We start from the raw sequence: 16,343 nt of genomic DNA on the forward strand, positions 1-16,343 counted from the left end.
TACTTATTCCTCAATTTTACCGCCAGCAGCTTCGATAGCAGCACGCGCGCCTTTGGTCACACGCAGACCACGAATCGTTACCGGACGGGAAACTTCACCAGACAGGATCACTTTCGCGAACTCGATCTGAACGCCGATAACGTTAGCAGCCTTCAGCGTGTTCAGGTCAACGACGTCGCCATCTACGCGAGCCAGATCGGACAGACGGATTTCCGCTGTGATCATCGCTTTGCGAGAGGTAAAGCCGAATTTCGGCAGACGACGATACAACGGCATCTGACCACCTTCGAACCCACGACGTACGCCACCGCCAGAACGAGACTTCTGACCTTTGTGACCACGACCGCCGGTTTTGCCGAGGCCAGAACCGATACCACGACCTAAACGCTTCGGCGCGTGCTTCGCGCCTTCGGTCGGAGACAGAGTATTCAAACGCATCTGTTACTCCTCCACTTTAACCATGTAGTAAACCGCGTTGACCATACCGCGTACAGCAGGCGTATCTTCACGCTCAACGGTATGACCAATACGACGCAGACCCAGGCCAAGCAGCGTTGCCTTATGTTTCGGCAGACGACTGATTGCACTACGGGTTTGAGTAATTTTAATAGTCTTAGCCATGGTCAATTATCCCAGAATGTCGTCAACGGATTTGCCACGCTTGGCTGCAATCATTTCCGGGGAATTCATATTAGCCAAGCCATCGATAGTTGCACGAACCACGTTAATCGGGTTGGTGGAACCATAGGCTTTAGCCAATACGTTATGAACCCCAGCAACTTCCAGAACGGCGCGCATTGCACCGCCGGCGATGATACCGGTACCTTCGGAAGCCGGCTGCATGAATACGCGAGACCCAGTGTTAGCACCTTTAACCGGGTGCTGCAGGGTGCCGCCATTCAGCGCGACATTCAACATGTTGCGACGGGCTTTTTCCATCGCTTTCTGGATTGCTGCCGGAACTTCACGCGCTTTCCCGTAACCAAAACCAACGCGACCGTTGCCATCACCCACTACAGTCAGTGCGGTGAAGCTGAAAATACGACCACCTTTAACGGTTTTAGATACGCGATTTACCGCGATCAGCTTTTCCTGCAGTTCGCCAGCTTGTTTTTCGATGTGTGCCATCTTACACCTCTACCTTAGAACTGAAGGCCAGCTTCACGAGCAGCATCTGCCAGTGCCTGTACGCGACCATGATATTGGAACCCGGAACGGTCAAAGGACACATCTTTAATGCCTTTTTCCAATGCGCGCTCAGCGACTGCTTTACCTACAGCAGCAGCGGCATCTTTGTTGCCGGTGTACTTCAGTTGTTCTGCGATAGCTTTTTCTACAGTAGAAGCGGCTACCAGGATTTCAGAACCGTTCGGTGCGATAACCTGCGCATAAATATGGCGAGGGGTACGATGTACCACCAGGCGAGTCGCTCCCAATTCCTGGAGTTTGCGACGTACGCGGGTTGCACGACGGATACGAGCTGATTTCTTATCCATAGTGTTACCTTACTTCTTCTTAGCCTCTTTGATACGCACGACTTCGTCGGCGTAACGGACACCCTTGCCTTTGTAAGGCTCAGGACGACGGTAAGCGCGCAGATCAGCTGCAACCTGACCGATAACCTGCTTATCAGCACCTTTCAGTACGATTTCAGTTTGAGTCGGGCATTCAGCTGTGATACCAGCCGGCAGCGCGTGGTCAATCGGGTGTGAGTACCCCAGAGACAAATTCACGACATTGCCTTTAACTGCGGCACGGTAACCTACGCCAACCAGTTGAAGCTTCTTGGTGAAGCCTTCGGTAACACCGATAACGACTGCGTTCAGCAGTGCACGCGCGGTGCCTGCCTGTGCCCAACCGTCTGAAAAACCTTCGCACGGAGCGAAAGTCAGAGCGTTGTCAGCCACAGTAACTTCAACAGCATCGTTGATGGTACGAGTCAGCTCGCCGTTTTTACCCTTGATCGAAATAACCTGACCGTTGAGTTTTACCTCTACGCCGGCAGGAATGACGACGGGTGCTTTTGCAACACGAGACATTCTTTCCTCCGATTAAGCTACGTAGCAGATAATCTCGCCACCAAGACCAGCCTGGCGCGCTGCACGATCAGTCATAACACCTTTAGAGGTAGAAACAACCGCGATTCCTAAACCAGCCATAACTTTCGGCAGCTCATCTTTTTTCTTATAGATGCGCAGACTTGGGCGGCTGATACGCTGAATGCTTTTTACCACTGCCTTGCCCTGGAAGTATTTCAGAGAAATTTCCAGTTCAGGCTTGGTGTCGCCTTCGATTTTGTAATCTTGAATATAACCTTCTTCCTTAAGCACTTTGGCAATTGCCACTTTCAGCTTGGAGGAAGGCATGGTGATCGCAACTTTGTTCGCGGCCTGACCGTTGCGTATACGGGTCAGCATGTCCGCGATCGGATCTTGCATGCTCATCTGTCTTTACTCCCGTGATTCAATTGGTGACAATTACCAGCTAGCCTTTTTCAGACCCGGAATTTCACCGCGCATGGCGGCTTCACGGACCTTGATACGGCTCAACCCGAACTTCCGCAGGAAAGCGTGCGGACGACCTGTCTGGCGGCAGCGGTTACGCTGACGGGACGAGCTGGAATCACGCGGCAGAGTCTGCAGCTTGAGAACAGCATCCCAACGATCTTCGTCGGATGAGTTCACATTGGAGATGATAGCTTTCAATTCAATGCGTTTAGCAAAGAATTTATTAGCCAATTTCACGCGTTTGACTTCGCGTGCTTTTATGGATTGCTTAGCCATTAGTAACCCTACCTTAACTTGCGGAACGGGAAGTTAAAGGCGGCCAGCAGCGCGCGGCCTTCATCATCGGATTTCGCAGTGGTGGTAATGGTAATGTCCAAACCACGAACGCGATCGACTTTGTCATAGTCGATTTCCGGGAAGATGATCCGCTCACGCACGCCCATGCTGTAGTTGCCACGGCCATCGAAGGACTTGGCAGACAGACCGTGGAAGTCACGAATACGCGGTACAGCAATGGAAATCAGGCGCTCAAGGAACTCCCACATGCGTTCGCCACGCAGAGTTACTTTACAGCCGATCGGATAGCCCTGGCGGATTTTGAAGCCTGCAACAGATTTGCGTGCTTTGGTGATCAGCGGTTTTTGACCGGAGATAGCTGCCAGATCGGCTGCGGCGTTATCCAGCAGCTTCTTGTCAGCGATCGCTTCACCAACACCCATATTCAGGGTGATCTTCTCGACCCGAGAGACTTGCATGACAGAATTGTAGCTAAACTGAGTCATCAGTTTGCTAACCACTTCGTCTTTGTAGTAATCATGCAGTTTCGCCATCGTACTACTCCAAATTACTTGATAGTTTCGCTAGTAGATTTAAAGAAACGGACTTTTTTGCCGTCTTCGAATCTAAAGCCTACACGGTCAGCCTTGCCAGTTGCCGCATTGAACAGTGCAACGTTGGAAAGCTGGATTGCAGCTTCTTTTTCAACGATGCCACCCGGTTGGTTCAGGGCCGGAACCGGCTTCTGATGTTTCTTAACCAGGTTGATACCTTCAACAACGATCTTGCTGGAAGACAGAACATTCTTAACTTTACCGCGCTTACCTTTATCTTTGCCGGTCAGCACGATAACTTCGTCATCACGACGGATTTTCGCTGCCATGGTTCGCTCCTTAGAGTACTTCTGGTGCCAGAGAGATAATTTTCATGAACTTTTCAGAACGCAGTTCACGAGTTACCGACCCAAAAATACGCGTACCGATAGGCTGCTCGCTGTTATTGTTCAGAATAACGCATGCATTGCCATCGAAGCGAATGACAGAACCGTCCGGGCGACGAACACCCTTCTTGGTGCGCACCACAACCGCCTTCAGAACATCGCCTTTCTTCACCTTACCGCGAGGAATTGCTTCCTTGATGGTAATTTTGATGATATCGCCGACGCCTGCGTAGCGACGGTGCGAGCCACCTAGAACCTTGATACACATTACGCGACGTGCACCGGAGTTATCGGCCACGTTCAGCATAGTCTGTTCTTGGATCATTTTAGTGCTCCGCTAATGTCAACTACTACTTTTCAAACCCTTACGGGTCATTAACACCCCAGAATCGAGGGCGCAATATTATAACACCGCTTTTCGACCAATGGTAGAAAAATAAACGGCCCTTTGCAGAGCCGTTTATCGTTTTCAAGAAGAGCAATGCTGTATTACAGAATCGCTTTCCCTACAACGCGAACCAACGTCCAAGACTTAGTTTTGGACAGCGGACGGCATTCGCGGATTTCAACCATGTCACCGATACCGCATTCGTTGTTCTCATCATGTACGTGCAGTTTGGTCGTACGTTTGATGAATTTCCCATACAGCGGGTGTTTCACAAAACGTTCGATTGCAACAACCATGGATTTCTCCATTTTGTCGCTCACAACACGACCTTGCAGAGTACGGATATTATCGCTCATTACGCACCCGCCTTCTGAGTCAGTAAAGTCTTAACACGTGCAATATTGCGACGCACTTGTTTTACCAGGTGAGTCTGTTGCAACTGACCACTGGCCGCTTGCATACGCAAGTTAAATTGCTCGCGCAGCAGTTCGAGCAGCTCGGTGTTCAGCTCTTCAACGCTCTTTTCACGCAGCTCATTTGCTTTCATTACATCACCGTCTTAGTTACAAAGGTGGTTTTGATCGGCAGTTTCGCTGCTGCCAGTTGGAATGCTTCACGGGCTAACTCTTCCGGCACACCGTCCATTTCATACAGGACTTTACCTGGCTGAATCAAGGCAACCCAATATTCCACGTTACCTTTACCTTTACCCATACGTACTTCAAGCGGTTTCTCGGTAATTGGTTTGTCCGGGAATACTCGGATCCAAATTTTACCTTGACGCTTAACAGCACGGGTCATGGCACGACGTGCAGCTTCGATTTGGCGAGCGGTAAGGCGACCACGACCAACAGCTTTCAAACCGAAAGTACCGAAGCTGACATCCGTACCGGCAGCCAGACCACGGTTACGGCCTTTGTGCATCTTACGGAATTTTGTACGCTTTGGTTGTAACATCAGCGGCTCTCCTTACTTGCGGCCTTTACGCTGCTGCTTTTTAGGTTGAGCAGCCGGTTTTTCCGGTTGTTCAACGGCAGCCATACCACCCAGGATCTCACCTTTGAAGATCCACACTTTCACACCGATAACACCGTAAGTGGTGTGTGCTTCGGACGTGTTGTAGTCGATATCCGCACGCAGCGTGTGCAACGGAACGCGACCTTCGCGGTACCATTCGGTACGTGCGATTTCAGCACCGCCCAGGCGGCCACTGACTTCAACTTTAATACCATTGGCACCCAGACGCATGGCGTTCTGAACGGCACGCTTCATCGCACGACGGAACATCACACGACGTTCCAGCTGAGAAGTGATGCTGTCAGCAACCAGTTTCGCGTCCAGTTCCGGCTTGCGAACTTCCGCGATGTTGATCTGTGCAGGGACGCCAGCGATATCCGCTACGACTTTGCGCAGTTTTTCAACATCTTCACCTTTTTTACCGATAACGATGCCCGGACGAGCGGTGTGAATGGTCACACGGATGCTCTTGGCCGGACGTTCGATAACGATACGAGAGACGGAGGCTTTCTCCAGTTCTTTCGTCAGGTATTTACGAACTTTAAAATCGCTGTCCAGGTTGTCAGCGAATTCTTTGGTATTCGCATACCAGGTAGAGTTCCAAGGTTTGACAATACCCAGGCGAATACCATTAGGATGTACTTTCTGACCCATTGCTAGTCTCCAGAGTCTCAGCGATCGGACACAACCACAGAAATGTGACTGGTACGCTTCAGGATGCGATCCGCACGACCTTTAGCACGCGGCATAATGCGCTTCATGCTCGGGCCTTCGTCTACGAAGATTTTCGCAACTTTCAGATCATCAATGTCAGCGCCATCGTTATGCTCTGCGTTGGCAATGGCAGACTCCAGTACTTTTTTAACCAGACCAGCAGCTTTCTTGTTGGTGTAGGTCAGAATTTCCAGAGCTTGCGACACTTTCTTACCGCGAATCAGGTCAGCCACCAGGCGAACCTTTTGAGCAGAAGAACGAGCATGAAGATGTTTAGCGATAGTTTCCATCTCTTCCTCCTACCTTATTTTTCTTGGCTTTTTTATCAGCCGCGTGGCCACTATAAGTACGAGTCGGCGCGAATTCACCCAGTTTGTGACCGACCATTTCATCGGAAACAAACACCGGAACGTGCTGACGACCATTATGGACAGCGATGGTCAAACCGATCATAGTTGGAAAGATCGTTGAACGACGGGACCAAGTGCGCAGAGGCTTCTTGTCACCGCTTTCCACCGCTTTCTCTACCTTCTTCAGCAAGTGCAGGTCAATAAAAGGACCTTTCTTGAGAGAACGTGGCATGGTTTATCCTCTAATATTATTTAGTACGGCGACGTACGATGAATTTATCAGTACGCTTGTTGCTGCGAGTCTTCTTACCTTTGGTCTGAATGCCCCACGGTGAAACCGGGTGCTTACCAAAGTTACGACCTTCACCACCACCGTGCGGGTGGTCGACTGGGTTCATTGCCGTACCGCGAACGGTAGGACGAACACCACGCCAGCGTGCAGCACCAGCTTTACCCAGAACGCGCAGCATATGCTCAGCGTTACCTACTTCGCCCAGCGTAGCGCGGCAGTCAGATTCGACTTTACGCATTTCGCCAGAACGCAGACGCAGGGTCACGTACGCGCCGTCACGTGCAACGATCTGCACGTAAGCACCAGCAGAACGCGCCAGCTGACCGCCTTTACCCGGCTTCATTTCCACGTTGTGAACGTTGGAACCGACCGGAATATTGCGCATCGGCAACGTGTTGCCAGCTTTTATAGCAGCATCAACGCCAGACTGGATCTGATCACCGGCTTTCAGGCCTTTCGGCGCCAGGATGTAACGGCGTTCGCCGTCTTTGTACAGAACCAGAGCGATGTTGGCGGAACGGTTCGGATCATATTCCAAACGTTCTACAACAGCAGGGATACCATCTTTGTTACGTTTGAAGTCAACAATACGGTATTGCTGTTTGTGGCCACCACCGATATGACGGGTAGTGATGCGGCCATTGTTGTTACGGCCACCGGATTTGCTGTTTTTTTCCAGCAACGGGGCATAAGGTTTGCCCTTGTGCAGCTCAGGGTTAACCACTTTAACAACGTGGCGACGACCCGGAGATGTCGGTTTACATTTAACAATTGCCATTGTCCTTTACTCCTCCGACTTACTCTGCGCCGCCGATGAAGTCCAGATTCTGGCCTTCTTTCAGGGTGACGTAAGCTTTTTTCCAGTCGCTACGACGACCGATACGCTGTCCATGACGTTTCGTTTTCCCTTTAACCAGCAGGGTACGAACTTCATTGACTTCGACCTCAAACAGTTTCTGCACAGCAGCTTTGATTTCTGCTTTGGTCGCGTCTTTAGCAACTTTGAGCACGATGGTGTTGTGTTTTTCCATCGCAGTAGACGCTTTTTCAGAAACGTGAGGTGCAGTCAGCACCTTAAGCAGACGTTCTTCACGGATCATGCCAGCATCTCCTCAACTTGCTTAACAGCGTCAGCCGTCATTACGACTTTGTCGAAGGCGATCAGGCTAACCGGATCGATACCTGCTACATTACGTACGTCAACCTTGTACAGGTTGCGTGCAGCCATGAACAGATTTTCATCCAGTTCACCGGTGATGATCAGCACGTCATCCAGCGCCAGGTCTTTCAGTTTCTGTGCCAGCAGCTTGGTTTTCGGTGCTTCAACAGAGAACTGCTCGACAACGATCAAACGATCCTGACGTACCAGCTCGGACAGGATGCTTTTCAGCGCGCCGCGGTACATCTTTTTGTTTACTTTTTGACTGTGGTCCTGAGGCTTGGCAGAAAAGGTCACACCACCGGAACGCCAGATCGGGCTCTTGATAGAACCTGAACGCGCACGGCCAGTACCTTTCTGACGCCACGGTTTTTTACCGGAACCAGTTACTTCAGCACGGGTCTTCTGAGCACGAGTCCCTTGACGGGCACCAGCTGCATAAGCAACAACAACCTGGTGTACCAGCGCTTCGTTGAAATCACGACCGAAGGTAGTTTCGGAAACAGTCAGCGCGCTTTGCGCGTCTTTCAATACTAATTCCATTGCTATCCCCTTACGCCTTCACAGCCGGTTTAACGATCAGGTCGCTACCGGTTGCACCCGGGACAGCACCTTTCACCAGCAGCAGGTTGCGCTCAGCGTCAACGCGTACTACGTCCAGACTCTGAACGGTTACACGCTCGTTGCCCAGCTGACCAGCCATTTTCTTGCCTTTGAACACTTTGCCCGGAGTCTGGTTCTGACCGATAGAACCCGGAACGCGGTGAGACAAGGAGTTACCGTGGGTAGCATCCTGAGTACGGAAGTTCCAGCGTTTAACAGTACCCGCGAAACCTTTACCTTTGGACGTACCAGTAACGTCAACTTTTTTCACGTCAGCGAAAATTTCAACGCTGATGCTTTGGCCTACGGTGAACTCTTCGCCTTCAGACAGACGGAATTCACACAGGACGCGGCCAGCTTCAACACCAGCTTTAGCAAAATGACCTGCTTCCGGCTTGGTAACACGGTTTGCTTTTTTAGCACCGGTAGTTACCTGTACAGCCTGGTAGCCATCATTAGCCAGGTCTTTAACCTGAGTAACGCGGTTTGCTTCAATTTCGATAACGGTTATAGGGATAGAAACGCCGTCTTCAGTGAAGATGCGGGTTATGCCCACTTTTTTACCGACTAAACCAATCATTGTATCAACCTCTCAATCACTTGATGATCTGATTAACCCAGGCTGATCTGCACGTCTACACCGGCAGCCAGGTCCAGACGCATCAGAGCATCAACGGTTTTCTCGGTTGGCTCAACGATGTCAACCAGACGCTTGTGAGTGCGAATTTCGTACTGATCGCGCGCGTCTTTGTTGACGTGCGGGGAGATCAGAACGGTAAAGCGCTCTTTGCGGGTCGGCAGCGGGATCGGACCACGTACTTGCGCACCAGTGCGCTTGGCCGTCCCAACGATTTCCGCGGTTGCTTGATCGATCAGGCGATGATCAAACGCTTTCAGGCGGATACGGATTCTTTGGTTCTGCATGAGACCAGAGCTCCAATTATTTATAAACGTAAATGATTACTCCTCTCACCCATTTCGATTGATGGGGGAGTGTAATCGTTCGGCCATAACTCCCAAATCGGGAGTATTGTTGACCCATGCCTATTGCATGGCGTCTCTGTTCGTAAACGTACTGCATATACATGCACTACATTTAACGTAACAGGCCCGACTTAATTCAGACGGGCCCGCGCATTATACGTAAATCTGTTCAGGAAGCAACCGCGTTTTACAGAATCATGCCTCTTTTAGCTGCGCTTGCAAATAATTAGGCAACCCGAGGCGCGCTATCAGGTCAAGTTCCGTCTCAATCCAGTCGATGTGCCCTTCTTCATCGGCCAGGATTTCAATCAGCAAATCGCGGCTGACATAATCGCGCACCGAATCCATATACGCGATCCCCTCGCGCAAATCCTTGGCGCCATCCAACTCCAGTTTCAGGTCAGAACGCAGTATATCTTCAACATCTTCACCAATATTGAGCTTTCCGAGATCTTGCAGGTTGGGAACCCCTTCAAGAAACAGGATACGCTCTATATAACGGTCGGCATGTTTCATTTCATCGATGGATTCATGGTATTCGTGCTGGTCAAGACGGGTCAGTCCCCAATTTTTAAACATACGGGCATGCAAAAAGTACTGGTTAATCGCAACCAGTTCATCACCCAGCAACTTATTTAGATGTGCTATGACTTTTTTATCGCCTTTCATGACATTACTCCTTCGCTCCAGGTCTTAAAAGTGTAGAACTGGAGGGAGGAGAGTCAACGAAATCGCCTACATTTTGTGCGGTTTCAATAAAAGCGGCAATTACGCAACGTCAGAGATTAGGTGACAACATCGCCTGCTCTTCTTCCATAATCAGGCGAGCCTGGCGAATACACTTGCCGCAGTCACTGCCAATAGGCATTAACTGGCGCAGTTGATTGAGCGAGCGTGGTTGATGTTGGCGAACGGCGTGCCGAATAACTTTATCGGAAATGGCATTACACATACATACATACATACAGGATAACTCATTCTCTCAGTCGCGGAGCCACACCCTCTTTCGTTGCTACCTTCCGCACGGCAGTCGCAAAAGTGACTATAAAACAGTCAATGAGAGTGTAAATAAGAATGGTTTCCATTTCAATTACAGTTTTGTCAACGCTATAAAAAAAGGACACCTAAGTGTCCTTTTTCTTACGCTATCGCTAGCGCACGGGTGTTACTCGCGTATTGGCGATTACGCCATAACTTTGGCAACAACACCTGCACCAACGGTACGGCCGCCTTCACGGATTGCGAAACGCAAACCGTCGTCCATCGCGATCGGGTGGATCAGGGTAACAACCATTTTGATGTTGTCGCCCGGCATTACCATTTCAACGCCTTCCGGCAGTTCGATGGTGCCCGTTACGTCAGTAGTACGGAAGTAGAACTGAGGACGGTAGCCTTTGAAGAACGGCGTATGACGGCCACCTTCATCTTTGCTCAGGATATACACTTCAGATTCGAACTTGGTGTGCGGCTTGATGGAGCCCGGCTTAGCCAGTACCTGACCACGTTCGATTTCTTCACGTTTGATACCACGCAGCAGAACACCAACGTTCTCACCCGCACGGCCTTCGTCCAGCAGTTTGCGGAACATTTCAACGCCAGTACAAGTCGATTTCGCAGTATCTTTGATACCAACGATTTCAACTTCTTCACCCACTTTAACGATACCGCGCTCTACACGACCGGTAACTACAGTACCACGGCCGGAGATGGAGAATACGTCTTCGATAGGCAGCAGGAACGGACGGTCAATCGCACGCTCTGGTTCTGGGATGTAGGAATCCAGGTAGTCAGCCAGTTCGATGATTTTTGCTTCCCACTCAGCGTCGCCTTCCAGTGCTTTCAGCGCTGAACCACGAACGATCGGGGTATCATCACCCGGGAAGTCGTACTGAGACAGCAACTCACGGACTTCCATTTCAACCAGTTCCAGCAGCTCTTCGTCATCAACCATGTCACATTTGTTCAGGAACACGATGATGTACGGAACGCCTACCTGGCGACCCAGCAGGATGTGCTCACGAGTCTGCGGCATCGGGCCGTCAGTCGCAGCAACTACCAGGACCGCACCGTCCATCTGGGCAGCACCGGTGATCATGTTTTTCACGTAGTCGGCGTGTCCCGGGCAGTCAACGTGTGCGTAGTGACGGGTCGGGGTGTCGTATTCAACGTGAGACGTGTTGATGGTGATACCACGTGCTTTTTCTTCCGGCGCGTTATCGATCTGATCGAATGCACGCGCGCTACCGCCGTAGGTTTTAGCCAGTACGGTGGTGATCGCTGCGGTCAGCGTGGTTTTACCATGGTCAACGTGGCCGATAGTACCGACGTTAACGTGGGGTTTAGTACGTTCAAATTTTTCTTTAGACATCGACTGTCCCTCTAAGACACGGATAAATCGGTGATAGCACCACATTAACCAAGCTAACGCTTGACGAATATTTTACAGAAAGGAAATCAGGAGATGGAAAAGAAGTGGTGCTGATAGGCAGATTCGAACTGCCGACCTCACCCTTACCAAGGGTGCGCTCTACCAACTGAGCTATATCAGCACTTATTGGAGCGGGCAGTGGGAATCGAACCCACATCATCAGCTTGGAAGGCTGAGGTAATAGCCATTATACGATGCCCGCATCCTGAACTCGGCTACCTGATTTCTCTGTTGAAAACTTCCGCCTTCGCCAACACGATGATTGCCTCGTCGCGTTGGTTCAGCCATAACCTGTATGGCTTGAATTTGGTGGTGGGGGAAGGATTCGAACCTTCGAAGTCTGTGACGGCAGATTTACAGTCTGCTCCCTTTGGCCGCTCGGGAACCCCACCTAATTGTGTACTTGATGGTGCCGGCTGCCGGAATCGAACTGGCGACCTACTGATTACAAGTCAGTTGCTCTACCAACTGAGCTAAGCCGACATCAAGTGCTGCGCATTCTAGGTAGAGCGAGCCACCTATGCAACAAAAAAATTGCTTAAAATGCGCTATCGCTTAGATTTTATCCAAATTCGAGCATGAATTCACGTATCATGCGATAAAATGCCTAAAGAACATCCAAATTCACGACCAATCCCGCACATTCTCCCCTGTCGTGCATTCTTTTTTCACCATGACGTCAGCACGATTCTGCACCAACAATGACCTTTTGCTCCAAGGTAACGCACCTTCTTCGCCATAAATATGTGTTTAACCGCGTTAACGACGTAAATCTGGCCTGGCATGTATCTTGCTATGTTTTAGTAAATAGGGTCAGAGAGGGCTTATTTCGCTGGGGGCTGCATGATGAAAATCGTTTTACTTAATGACACAACCCTTCCGGTTTACCGCACAGAGCTGGCAGACCTGTTGCTAGATGCGGTAATGCATGGCGCATCTGTTGGCTATGAGATGCCTTTGTCTCACGATACCGCAGCCAGGCACCTCTCTGGCGTAAGGGACGCGTTTACTGTGGATTGCCCGTGATGCCCAAGGCATTATCGGAAGCGTGCAGCTTGAGCTGTGCCAGAAAAGCAATGGGTTGAACCGAGCAGAGGTGCAAAAACTGCTGGTACACAGCCGCGCGCGTCGCCAGGGTATTGGCCGCAAACTACTGTCGGTGCTTGAAACAACCTCCTTTGAGCTCAATCGTGGCCTGCTGTATCTGGATACTCAGGCTGGTTCTCCGGCAGAAGCCTTTTACCGCATGCAGGGATATAGCTATCTGGGGGAAATTCCTGATTATGCCAGTGCGCCCGACGGCAGCTATCATCCTACCGCCATCTACTACAAGCGCCTGTTTGTCGCCAATCGGATGACACCGGCCTTGGCAAGTTAATCGTTTCCTGACGCTATTGCGTCAGGAAATATCATATTGTTGTCTTCTTTTCTGCGTGTCCAACGTGTAACGTGCCTGACATCTACTAATCGAATCACAACATTACCGTGTATGACCACCCGCGGCTTATACTTCCTGCTCATACAACACATGGGCAGTTTCGCCTCCAGGCAGGATGGTCTATAGGATAAATTGGACAGATGAGAGACAGCGAGCAACCTTTGGCAACACCCTACCTACACTTCGATCGCCGTCAATGGGCTGCATTGCGCAATTCAGTGCCATTAACGCTGACAGAAGAAGAAATCATCCGGTTAAAATGGATCAATGACGAGTTATCACTCGATGAAGTTGCCGAAATCTATCTGCCTTTATCACGCCTGCTTAATTTTTATATCAGCTCAAACCTGAGACGCCAGGCAGTATTGGAGCAATTTCTCGGCACTAACGGGCAGCGTATTCCCTATATTATTGGCATAGCAGGCAGCGTCGCGGTTGGCAAAAGTACTACCGCACGCGTATTGCAGGCGTTGCTAAGCCGGTGGCCTGAGCATCGTCGAGTTGAATTGATCACCACAGACGGTTTTTTACATTCCAAACAGGTGCTTAAAGACAGGAACCTAATGCAGAAAAAAGGGTTTCCTGAATCTTACGATATTCATAGTCTGATGAAATTTGTGTCGGATATAAAATCGGGGGCTAAAAAAGTCACTGCACCAATATATTCACACCTGACTTACGATATCGTGCCAAACAGCAATAAAGTGGTGGAGCAACCGGATATTCTTATCCTTGAAGGATTAAACGTTTTGCAAAGTGGAATGGATTATCCGCACGCACAACCACGCACTTTTGCTTCTGATTTTATTGATTTTTATATATATGTTGACGCATCGGAAGAATTATTAAAATCCTGGTATATAAACCGGTTTTTGAAATTCCGCCTGGGTGCATTTTCCGATCCTAATTCTTATTTTCACGAGTATGCAAAATTAACGGAGGAGCAAGCGGTGACAATTGCGACCAAAATTTGGCGTGATATCAATGAACCTAACTTGCACCAAAATATTTTGCCTACCCGTGAGCGCGCCAGTTTGATTATGACCAAAAGCGCTAATCATGCCGTTGACTATGTGCGTTTGAGAAAATAGCAATATTACAAGACAGTGGGGGGAATCCCCCCTACTGTCTATTTGCCACGCAGTGAGATTTCGCCACCAATGTAGGCCTTAATCTCGCCGTTCTCTTCAAGTAACAGCGCGCCCTGCTCATCAATTCCGCGTTCAATCCCATGGATCTCGCGTTCGCCCATAATCAATTTCACCGGGCGATTATAGTAATTATCGATGGCTTGCCAGCGAGGGATGAACGAACGTAGTCCGCCTTGTTCAAACACTTCCAGCGCGTTACTCAATTCAGTGATAAGCGTAGCGGCCAAAATATTACGATCGATATCGATCCTGGCTTCTTGCAGGTTGATCCATTCCTGCGTCACGCCTTGCCCCGAAGAGGCCCGCATCCGCAAGTTGATGCCAATACCGATCACTAACTGCGCCGCATCTCCCGTTTTTCCCATCAGCTCAACCAGAATCCCGGCCAGTTTGCGATCGTGCATATAGAGATCGTTGGGCCATTTGACTTTGACATCATGTGCACCGAGACGATGCAGCACTTCTGCAATCACGATACCAATAGCCAGGCTAACCCCCACCGCAGCGGCAGGCCCCTGCTCCAAGTGCCAAAACATGGAGAGGTAAAGGTTAGCGCCAAACGGTGATTGCCACTTACGCCCACGACGACCACGACCAGCCTGCTGGTACTCTGCCACGCACGCATCGCCAGAGTGCAAGCTCTCCAGCCGGTCGAGCAGATACTGGTTGGTCGAATCAATGACAGGCAGTACCGCAACGTTATTTGCTGGGAGTGCGGCACGAATAACATTCTCGTCGAGCAATTGCATCGGTTCAGGCAAGCTGTACCCTTTCCCTGTAACGGGAAACACATCCAGTCCCCACTCTCTGATGGTTTGGATATGTTTGTTAATCCCTGCCCGGCTCATTCCCAACAGTTCACCGAGGTATTCACCTGAGTAAAACTCACCGTCGGAAAGGATCTTGATAAGCGTTAAAGGGACGCGGATATCTTTCATGACAGCACCTCTGTCGCGCTTACTTCACCCGTTGAAGCAATAAAGCGCACTTCCGGCTCAAGCCAGAGTACAAATGTCTCTGCAACGCTATTACGCACATAACGCGCCAGCGCAACAATATCGCCACTCGTCGCCTCATCAAGGTTGACCAGCACCAGAGCCTGCTGCTGATGAACCACCGCACCGCCAATGCGGTGTCCTTTTAACTGGCACTGGTCGATAAGCCAGCCAGAAGCAAATTTAACCGTACCATCGGGCTGCGGATAGTGTGGTGCATTGGGATACCGCATCAAGATAGCCAGTGCTTGCTCGGCGCTAACGACGGGATTTTTGAAAAAACTGCCCGCATTTCCCATCAGCGCCGGATCGGGTAATTTCTTACGCCGCATCGCACATACCGTAGTAAAAATAGCATCAGGCGTCGCGGTTGCAGGATCGAGCTGCGCCAAATCACCATAGCCCAACAAAGGCACCCAGGACTTAGTAAGATGCAGACCTACTGCAATAATGGCAAATCCCTGTCGGTATTCATGCTTAAAGATACTTTCACGATAGCCAAACTGGCACTGCTCAGCACTGAGGCGGGTCACCTGATTGAGGGTAAGATCCAAGACATCGACATATGCGCAAAACTGCTTAAACTCAGCGCCATAAGCGCCAATATTCTGGATGGGGGCCGAGCCGACGCAGCCAGGGATCAGCGCCAGATTTTCCAGGCCCGACACGCCCTGTTGCAGCGTATACTCGACCAGATGATGCCAGTTCTCACCGGCACCGACGTGCAGATGCCATCCGCGATCATCTTCAGCAATCTCAATCCCTTTTATGCGGTTAACAATGACAGTCCCTGCAAAATCTTCCAAAAACAGGACATTGCTACCCTCCCCCACAATCAACACCGGTTTATTCTGTTCACTCGCATGACGCCAGGAAGCAGCCAACGAATCCGGTGTATCGGCGCAGACGATCTCATCGGCATAAACGGGCAAAGAGAAGGTGTTGTATGGCTTAAGGGATGTGACACTGCTCGTCATCAGAACGTACTCTCCAGATTGAATACGCCGTAGTTTACCCGATCCCGCACGCCAAATCTCTACGGTACGCGGGCATCTTCGATCCCTGAGAGAGCAATGAAAGGCGAGCCATTCCTGATGATAA

General features: G+C 50.3%; 27 protein-coding genes, 4 tRNA genes and 1 pseudogene. 2 read left to right on the plus strand and 30 right to left on the minus strand.

Annotated features, from left to right (window positions below):
- Window positions 1–3: 3 nt before the first annotated feature.
- From rplO to JZM30_RS16455, 28 genes are all read right to left on the minus strand, one after another.
- The gene (gene rplO / locus JZM30_RS16320) at window positions 4–438 is read right to left on the minus strand and encodes a 50S ribosomal protein L15 (protein WP_252319956.1); all 435 of its coding nucleotides are present in this window, start codon (window positions 436–438) and stop codon (window positions 4–6) included.
- Window positions 439–441: 3 nt separating this feature from the next.
- Window positions 442–621, minus strand: coding sequence for a 50S ribosomal protein L30 (gene rpmD, locus JZM30_RS16325; RefSeq protein ID WP_252319958.1), 180 nt, complete (start codon window positions 619–621; stop codon window positions 442–444).
- 6 nt (window positions 622–627) lie between these two features.
- Window positions 628–1,128 (minus strand): 30S ribosomal protein S5, encoded by a 501-nt coding sequence (gene rpsE / locus JZM30_RS16330; protein WP_252319960.1) that lies wholly within the window; start codon window positions 1,126–1,128, stop codon window positions 628–630.
- A 14-nt stretch (window positions 1,129–1,142) separates the two neighbouring features.
- Window positions 1,143–1,496 carry a 50S ribosomal protein L18 gene (gene rplR, locus JZM30_RS16335; RefSeq protein ID WP_252319962.1) on the minus strand — a complete coding sequence of 118 codons (354 nt, stop codon included), beginning with the start codon at window positions 1,494–1,496 and terminating at the stop codon, window positions 1,143–1,145.
- Window positions 1,497–1,505: 9 nt separating this feature from the next.
- The gene (gene rplF, locus JZM30_RS16340) at window positions 1,506–2,039 is read right to left on the minus strand and encodes a 50S ribosomal protein L6 (protein ID WP_252319964.1); all 534 of its coding nucleotides are present in this window, start codon (window positions 2,037–2,039) and stop codon (window positions 1,506–1,508) included.
- Between the two features lie 12 nt (window positions 2,040–2,051).
- The gene (gene rpsH, locus JZM30_RS16345) at window positions 2,052–2,444 is read right to left on the minus strand and encodes a 30S ribosomal protein S8 (RefSeq protein WP_252319966.1); all 393 of its coding nucleotides are present in this window, start codon (window positions 2,442–2,444) and stop codon (window positions 2,052–2,054) included.
- Between the two features lie 33 nt (window positions 2,445–2,477).
- Window positions 2,478–2,783, minus strand: a complete 306-nt coding sequence (rpsN, locus tag JZM30_RS16350) for a 30S ribosomal protein S14 (RefSeq protein ID WP_252319968.1) — start codon at window positions 2,781–2,783, stop codon at window positions 2,478–2,480.
- An 8-nt stretch (window positions 2,784–2,791) separates the two neighbouring features.
- Complete coding sequence (rplE, locus tag JZM30_RS16355) at window positions 2,792–3,337, minus strand: 50S ribosomal protein L5 (protein WP_252319970.1); 546 nt, start codon at window positions 3,335–3,337, stop codon at window positions 2,792–2,794.
- Window positions 3,338–3,351: 14 nt separating this feature from the next.
- Window positions 3,352–3,666: a 50S ribosomal protein L24 gene (gene rplX / locus JZM30_RS16360; RefSeq protein ID WP_222158733.1), complete on the minus strand. Its 315-nt coding sequence runs from the start codon at window positions 3,664–3,666 to the stop codon at window positions 3,352–3,354.
- Window positions 3,667–3,676: 10 nt separating this feature from the next.
- Window positions 3,677–4,048, minus strand: coding sequence for a 50S ribosomal protein L14 (gene rplN, locus JZM30_RS16365; protein WP_252319972.1), 372 nt, complete (start codon window positions 4,046–4,048; stop codon window positions 3,677–3,679).
- A 164-nt stretch (window positions 4,049–4,212) separates the two neighbouring features.
- Window positions 4,213–4,467: a 30S ribosomal protein S17 gene (rpsQ, locus tag JZM30_RS16370; RefSeq protein ID WP_252319974.1), complete on the minus strand. Its 255-nt coding sequence runs from the start codon at window positions 4,465–4,467 to the stop codon at window positions 4,213–4,215.
- On the minus strand, window positions 4,467–4,658 hold the full coding sequence (gene rpmC, locus JZM30_RS16375; protein ID WP_024107517.1) for a 50S ribosomal protein L29: 192 nt from the start codon (window positions 4,656–4,658) through the stop codon (window positions 4,467–4,469). The genes rpsQ and rpmC overlap by 1 nt, the downstream gene beginning before the upstream one ends.
- A complete protein-coding gene (gene rplP / locus JZM30_RS16380; RefSeq protein ID WP_009111208.1) occupies window positions 4,658–5,068 on the minus strand; it encodes a 50S ribosomal protein L16 in 411 nt (136 codons plus the stop codon). The genes rpmC and rplP overlap by 1 nt, the downstream gene beginning before the upstream one ends.
- Window positions 5,069–5,080: 12 nt before the next feature.
- Complete coding sequence (rpsC, locus tag JZM30_RS16385; protein WP_252319976.1) at window positions 5,081–5,782, minus strand: 30S ribosomal protein S3; 702 nt, start codon at window positions 5,780–5,782, stop codon at window positions 5,081–5,083.
- A 17-nt stretch (window positions 5,783–5,799) separates the two neighbouring features.
- Window positions 5,800–6,132, minus strand: coding sequence for a 50S ribosomal protein L22 (rplV, locus tag JZM30_RS16390; RefSeq protein ID WP_196908040.1), 333 nt, complete (start codon window positions 6,130–6,132; stop codon window positions 5,800–5,802).
- Window positions 6,116–6,424: a 30S ribosomal protein S19 gene (gene rpsS, locus JZM30_RS16395; protein WP_252319978.1), complete on the minus strand. Its 309-nt coding sequence runs from the start codon at window positions 6,422–6,424 to the stop codon at window positions 6,116–6,118. The genes rplV and rpsS overlap by 17 nt, the downstream gene beginning before the upstream one ends.
- A 16-nt stretch (window positions 6,425–6,440) precedes the next feature.
- The gene (gene rplB, locus JZM30_RS16400; RefSeq protein WP_252319980.1) at window positions 6,441–7,262 is read right to left on the minus strand and encodes a 50S ribosomal protein L2; all 822 of its coding nucleotides are present in this window, start codon (window positions 7,260–7,262) and stop codon (window positions 6,441–6,443) included.
- A 19-nt stretch (window positions 7,263–7,281) separates the two neighbouring features.
- Complete coding sequence (gene rplW, locus JZM30_RS16405; RefSeq protein WP_195316357.1) at window positions 7,282–7,584, minus strand: 50S ribosomal protein L23; 303 nt, start codon at window positions 7,582–7,584, stop codon at window positions 7,282–7,284.
- Window positions 7,581–8,186, minus strand: a complete 606-nt coding sequence (gene rplD / locus JZM30_RS16410; protein ID WP_252319982.1) for a 50S ribosomal protein L4 — start codon at window positions 8,184–8,186, stop codon at window positions 7,581–7,583. Before rplD ends, rplW begins: the two co-directional genes overlap by 4 nt.
- A gap of 10 nt (window positions 8,187–8,196) precedes the next feature.
- Window positions 8,197–8,826 (minus strand): 50S ribosomal protein L3, encoded by a 630-nt coding sequence (gene rplC / locus JZM30_RS16415; protein WP_252319984.1) that lies wholly within the window; start codon window positions 8,824–8,826, stop codon window positions 8,197–8,199.
- Between the two features lie 32 nt (window positions 8,827–8,858).
- Complete coding sequence (rpsJ, locus tag JZM30_RS16420; protein ID WP_252319986.1) at window positions 8,859–9,170, minus strand: 30S ribosomal protein S10; 312 nt, start codon at window positions 9,168–9,170, stop codon at window positions 8,859–8,861.
- Between the two features lie 255 nt (window positions 9,171–9,425).
- The gene (gene bfr / locus JZM30_RS16425; protein WP_252319988.1) at window positions 9,426–9,899 is read right to left on the minus strand and encodes a bacterioferritin; all 474 of its coding nucleotides are present in this window, start codon (window positions 9,897–9,899) and stop codon (window positions 9,426–9,428) included.
- 109 nt (window positions 9,900–10,008) lie between these two features.
- Window positions 10,009–10,194 carry a bacterioferritin-associated ferredoxin gene (bfd, locus tag JZM30_RS16430; RefSeq protein WP_252319990.1) on the minus strand — a complete coding sequence of 62 codons (186 nt, stop codon included), beginning with the start codon at window positions 10,192–10,194 and terminating at the stop codon, window positions 10,009–10,011.
- 219 nt (window positions 10,195–10,413) lie between these two features.
- Window positions 10,414–11,598: an elongation factor Tu gene (tuf, locus tag JZM30_RS16435; RefSeq protein ID WP_252319992.1), complete on the minus strand. Its 1,185-nt coding sequence runs from the start codon at window positions 11,596–11,598 to the stop codon at window positions 10,414–10,416.
- 105 nt (window positions 11,599–11,703) lie between these two features.
- Window positions 11,704–11,779: transfer RNA gene (locus tag JZM30_RS16440), tRNA-Thr, on the minus strand.
- Between the two features lie 6 nt (window positions 11,780–11,785).
- Window positions 11,786–11,860, minus strand: a tRNA-Gly gene (locus JZM30_RS16445).
- A gap of 105 nt (window positions 11,861–11,965) precedes the next feature.
- A tRNA-Tyr gene (locus tag JZM30_RS16450) sits at window positions 11,966–12,050 on the minus strand.
- A 15-nt stretch (window positions 12,051–12,065) separates the two neighbouring features.
- Window positions 12,066–12,141 (minus strand) — tRNA-Thr (locus tag JZM30_RS16455).
- 363 nt (window positions 12,142–12,504) lie between these two features.
- On the opposite strand from JZM30_RS16455, the pseudogene JZM30_RS16460 reads away from it, so the two are divergent.
- Window positions 12,505–13,036, plus strand: a pseudogene (locus JZM30_RS16460) (GNAT family N-acetyltransferase).
- Between the two features lie 200 nt (window positions 13,037–13,236).
- Window positions 13,237–14,187 carry a type I pantothenate kinase gene (gene coaA, locus JZM30_RS16465; protein ID WP_252319994.1) on the plus strand — a complete coding sequence of 317 codons (951 nt, stop codon included), beginning with the start codon at window positions 13,237–13,239 and terminating at the stop codon, window positions 14,185–14,187.
- A gap of 38 nt (window positions 14,188–14,225) precedes the next feature.
- Here the strand turns inward: coaA and birA are convergent, their stop codons facing one another.
- The gene (gene birA, locus JZM30_RS16470) at window positions 14,226–15,185 is read right to left on the minus strand and encodes a bifunctional biotin--[acetyl-CoA-carboxylase] ligase/biotin operon repressor BirA (protein WP_252319996.1); all 960 of its coding nucleotides are present in this window, start codon (window positions 15,183–15,185) and stop codon (window positions 14,226–14,228) included.
- Window positions 15,182–16,219: a UDP-N-acetylmuramate dehydrogenase gene (gene murB / locus JZM30_RS16475; protein WP_252319998.1), complete on the minus strand. Its 1,038-nt coding sequence runs from the start codon at window positions 16,217–16,219 to the stop codon at window positions 15,182–15,184. The genes birA and murB overlap by 4 nt, the downstream gene beginning before the upstream one ends.
- Between the last annotated feature and the right edge of the window lie 124 nt (window positions 16,220–16,343).

Origin of the sequence: Candidatus Symbiopectobacterium endolongispinus, from assembly GCF_018777385.1 — a bacterium.
GTDB classification, from domain to species: Bacteria; Pseudomonadota; Gammaproteobacteria; order Enterobacterales; family Enterobacteriaceae; genus Symbiopectobacterium; species Symbiopectobacterium endolongispinus.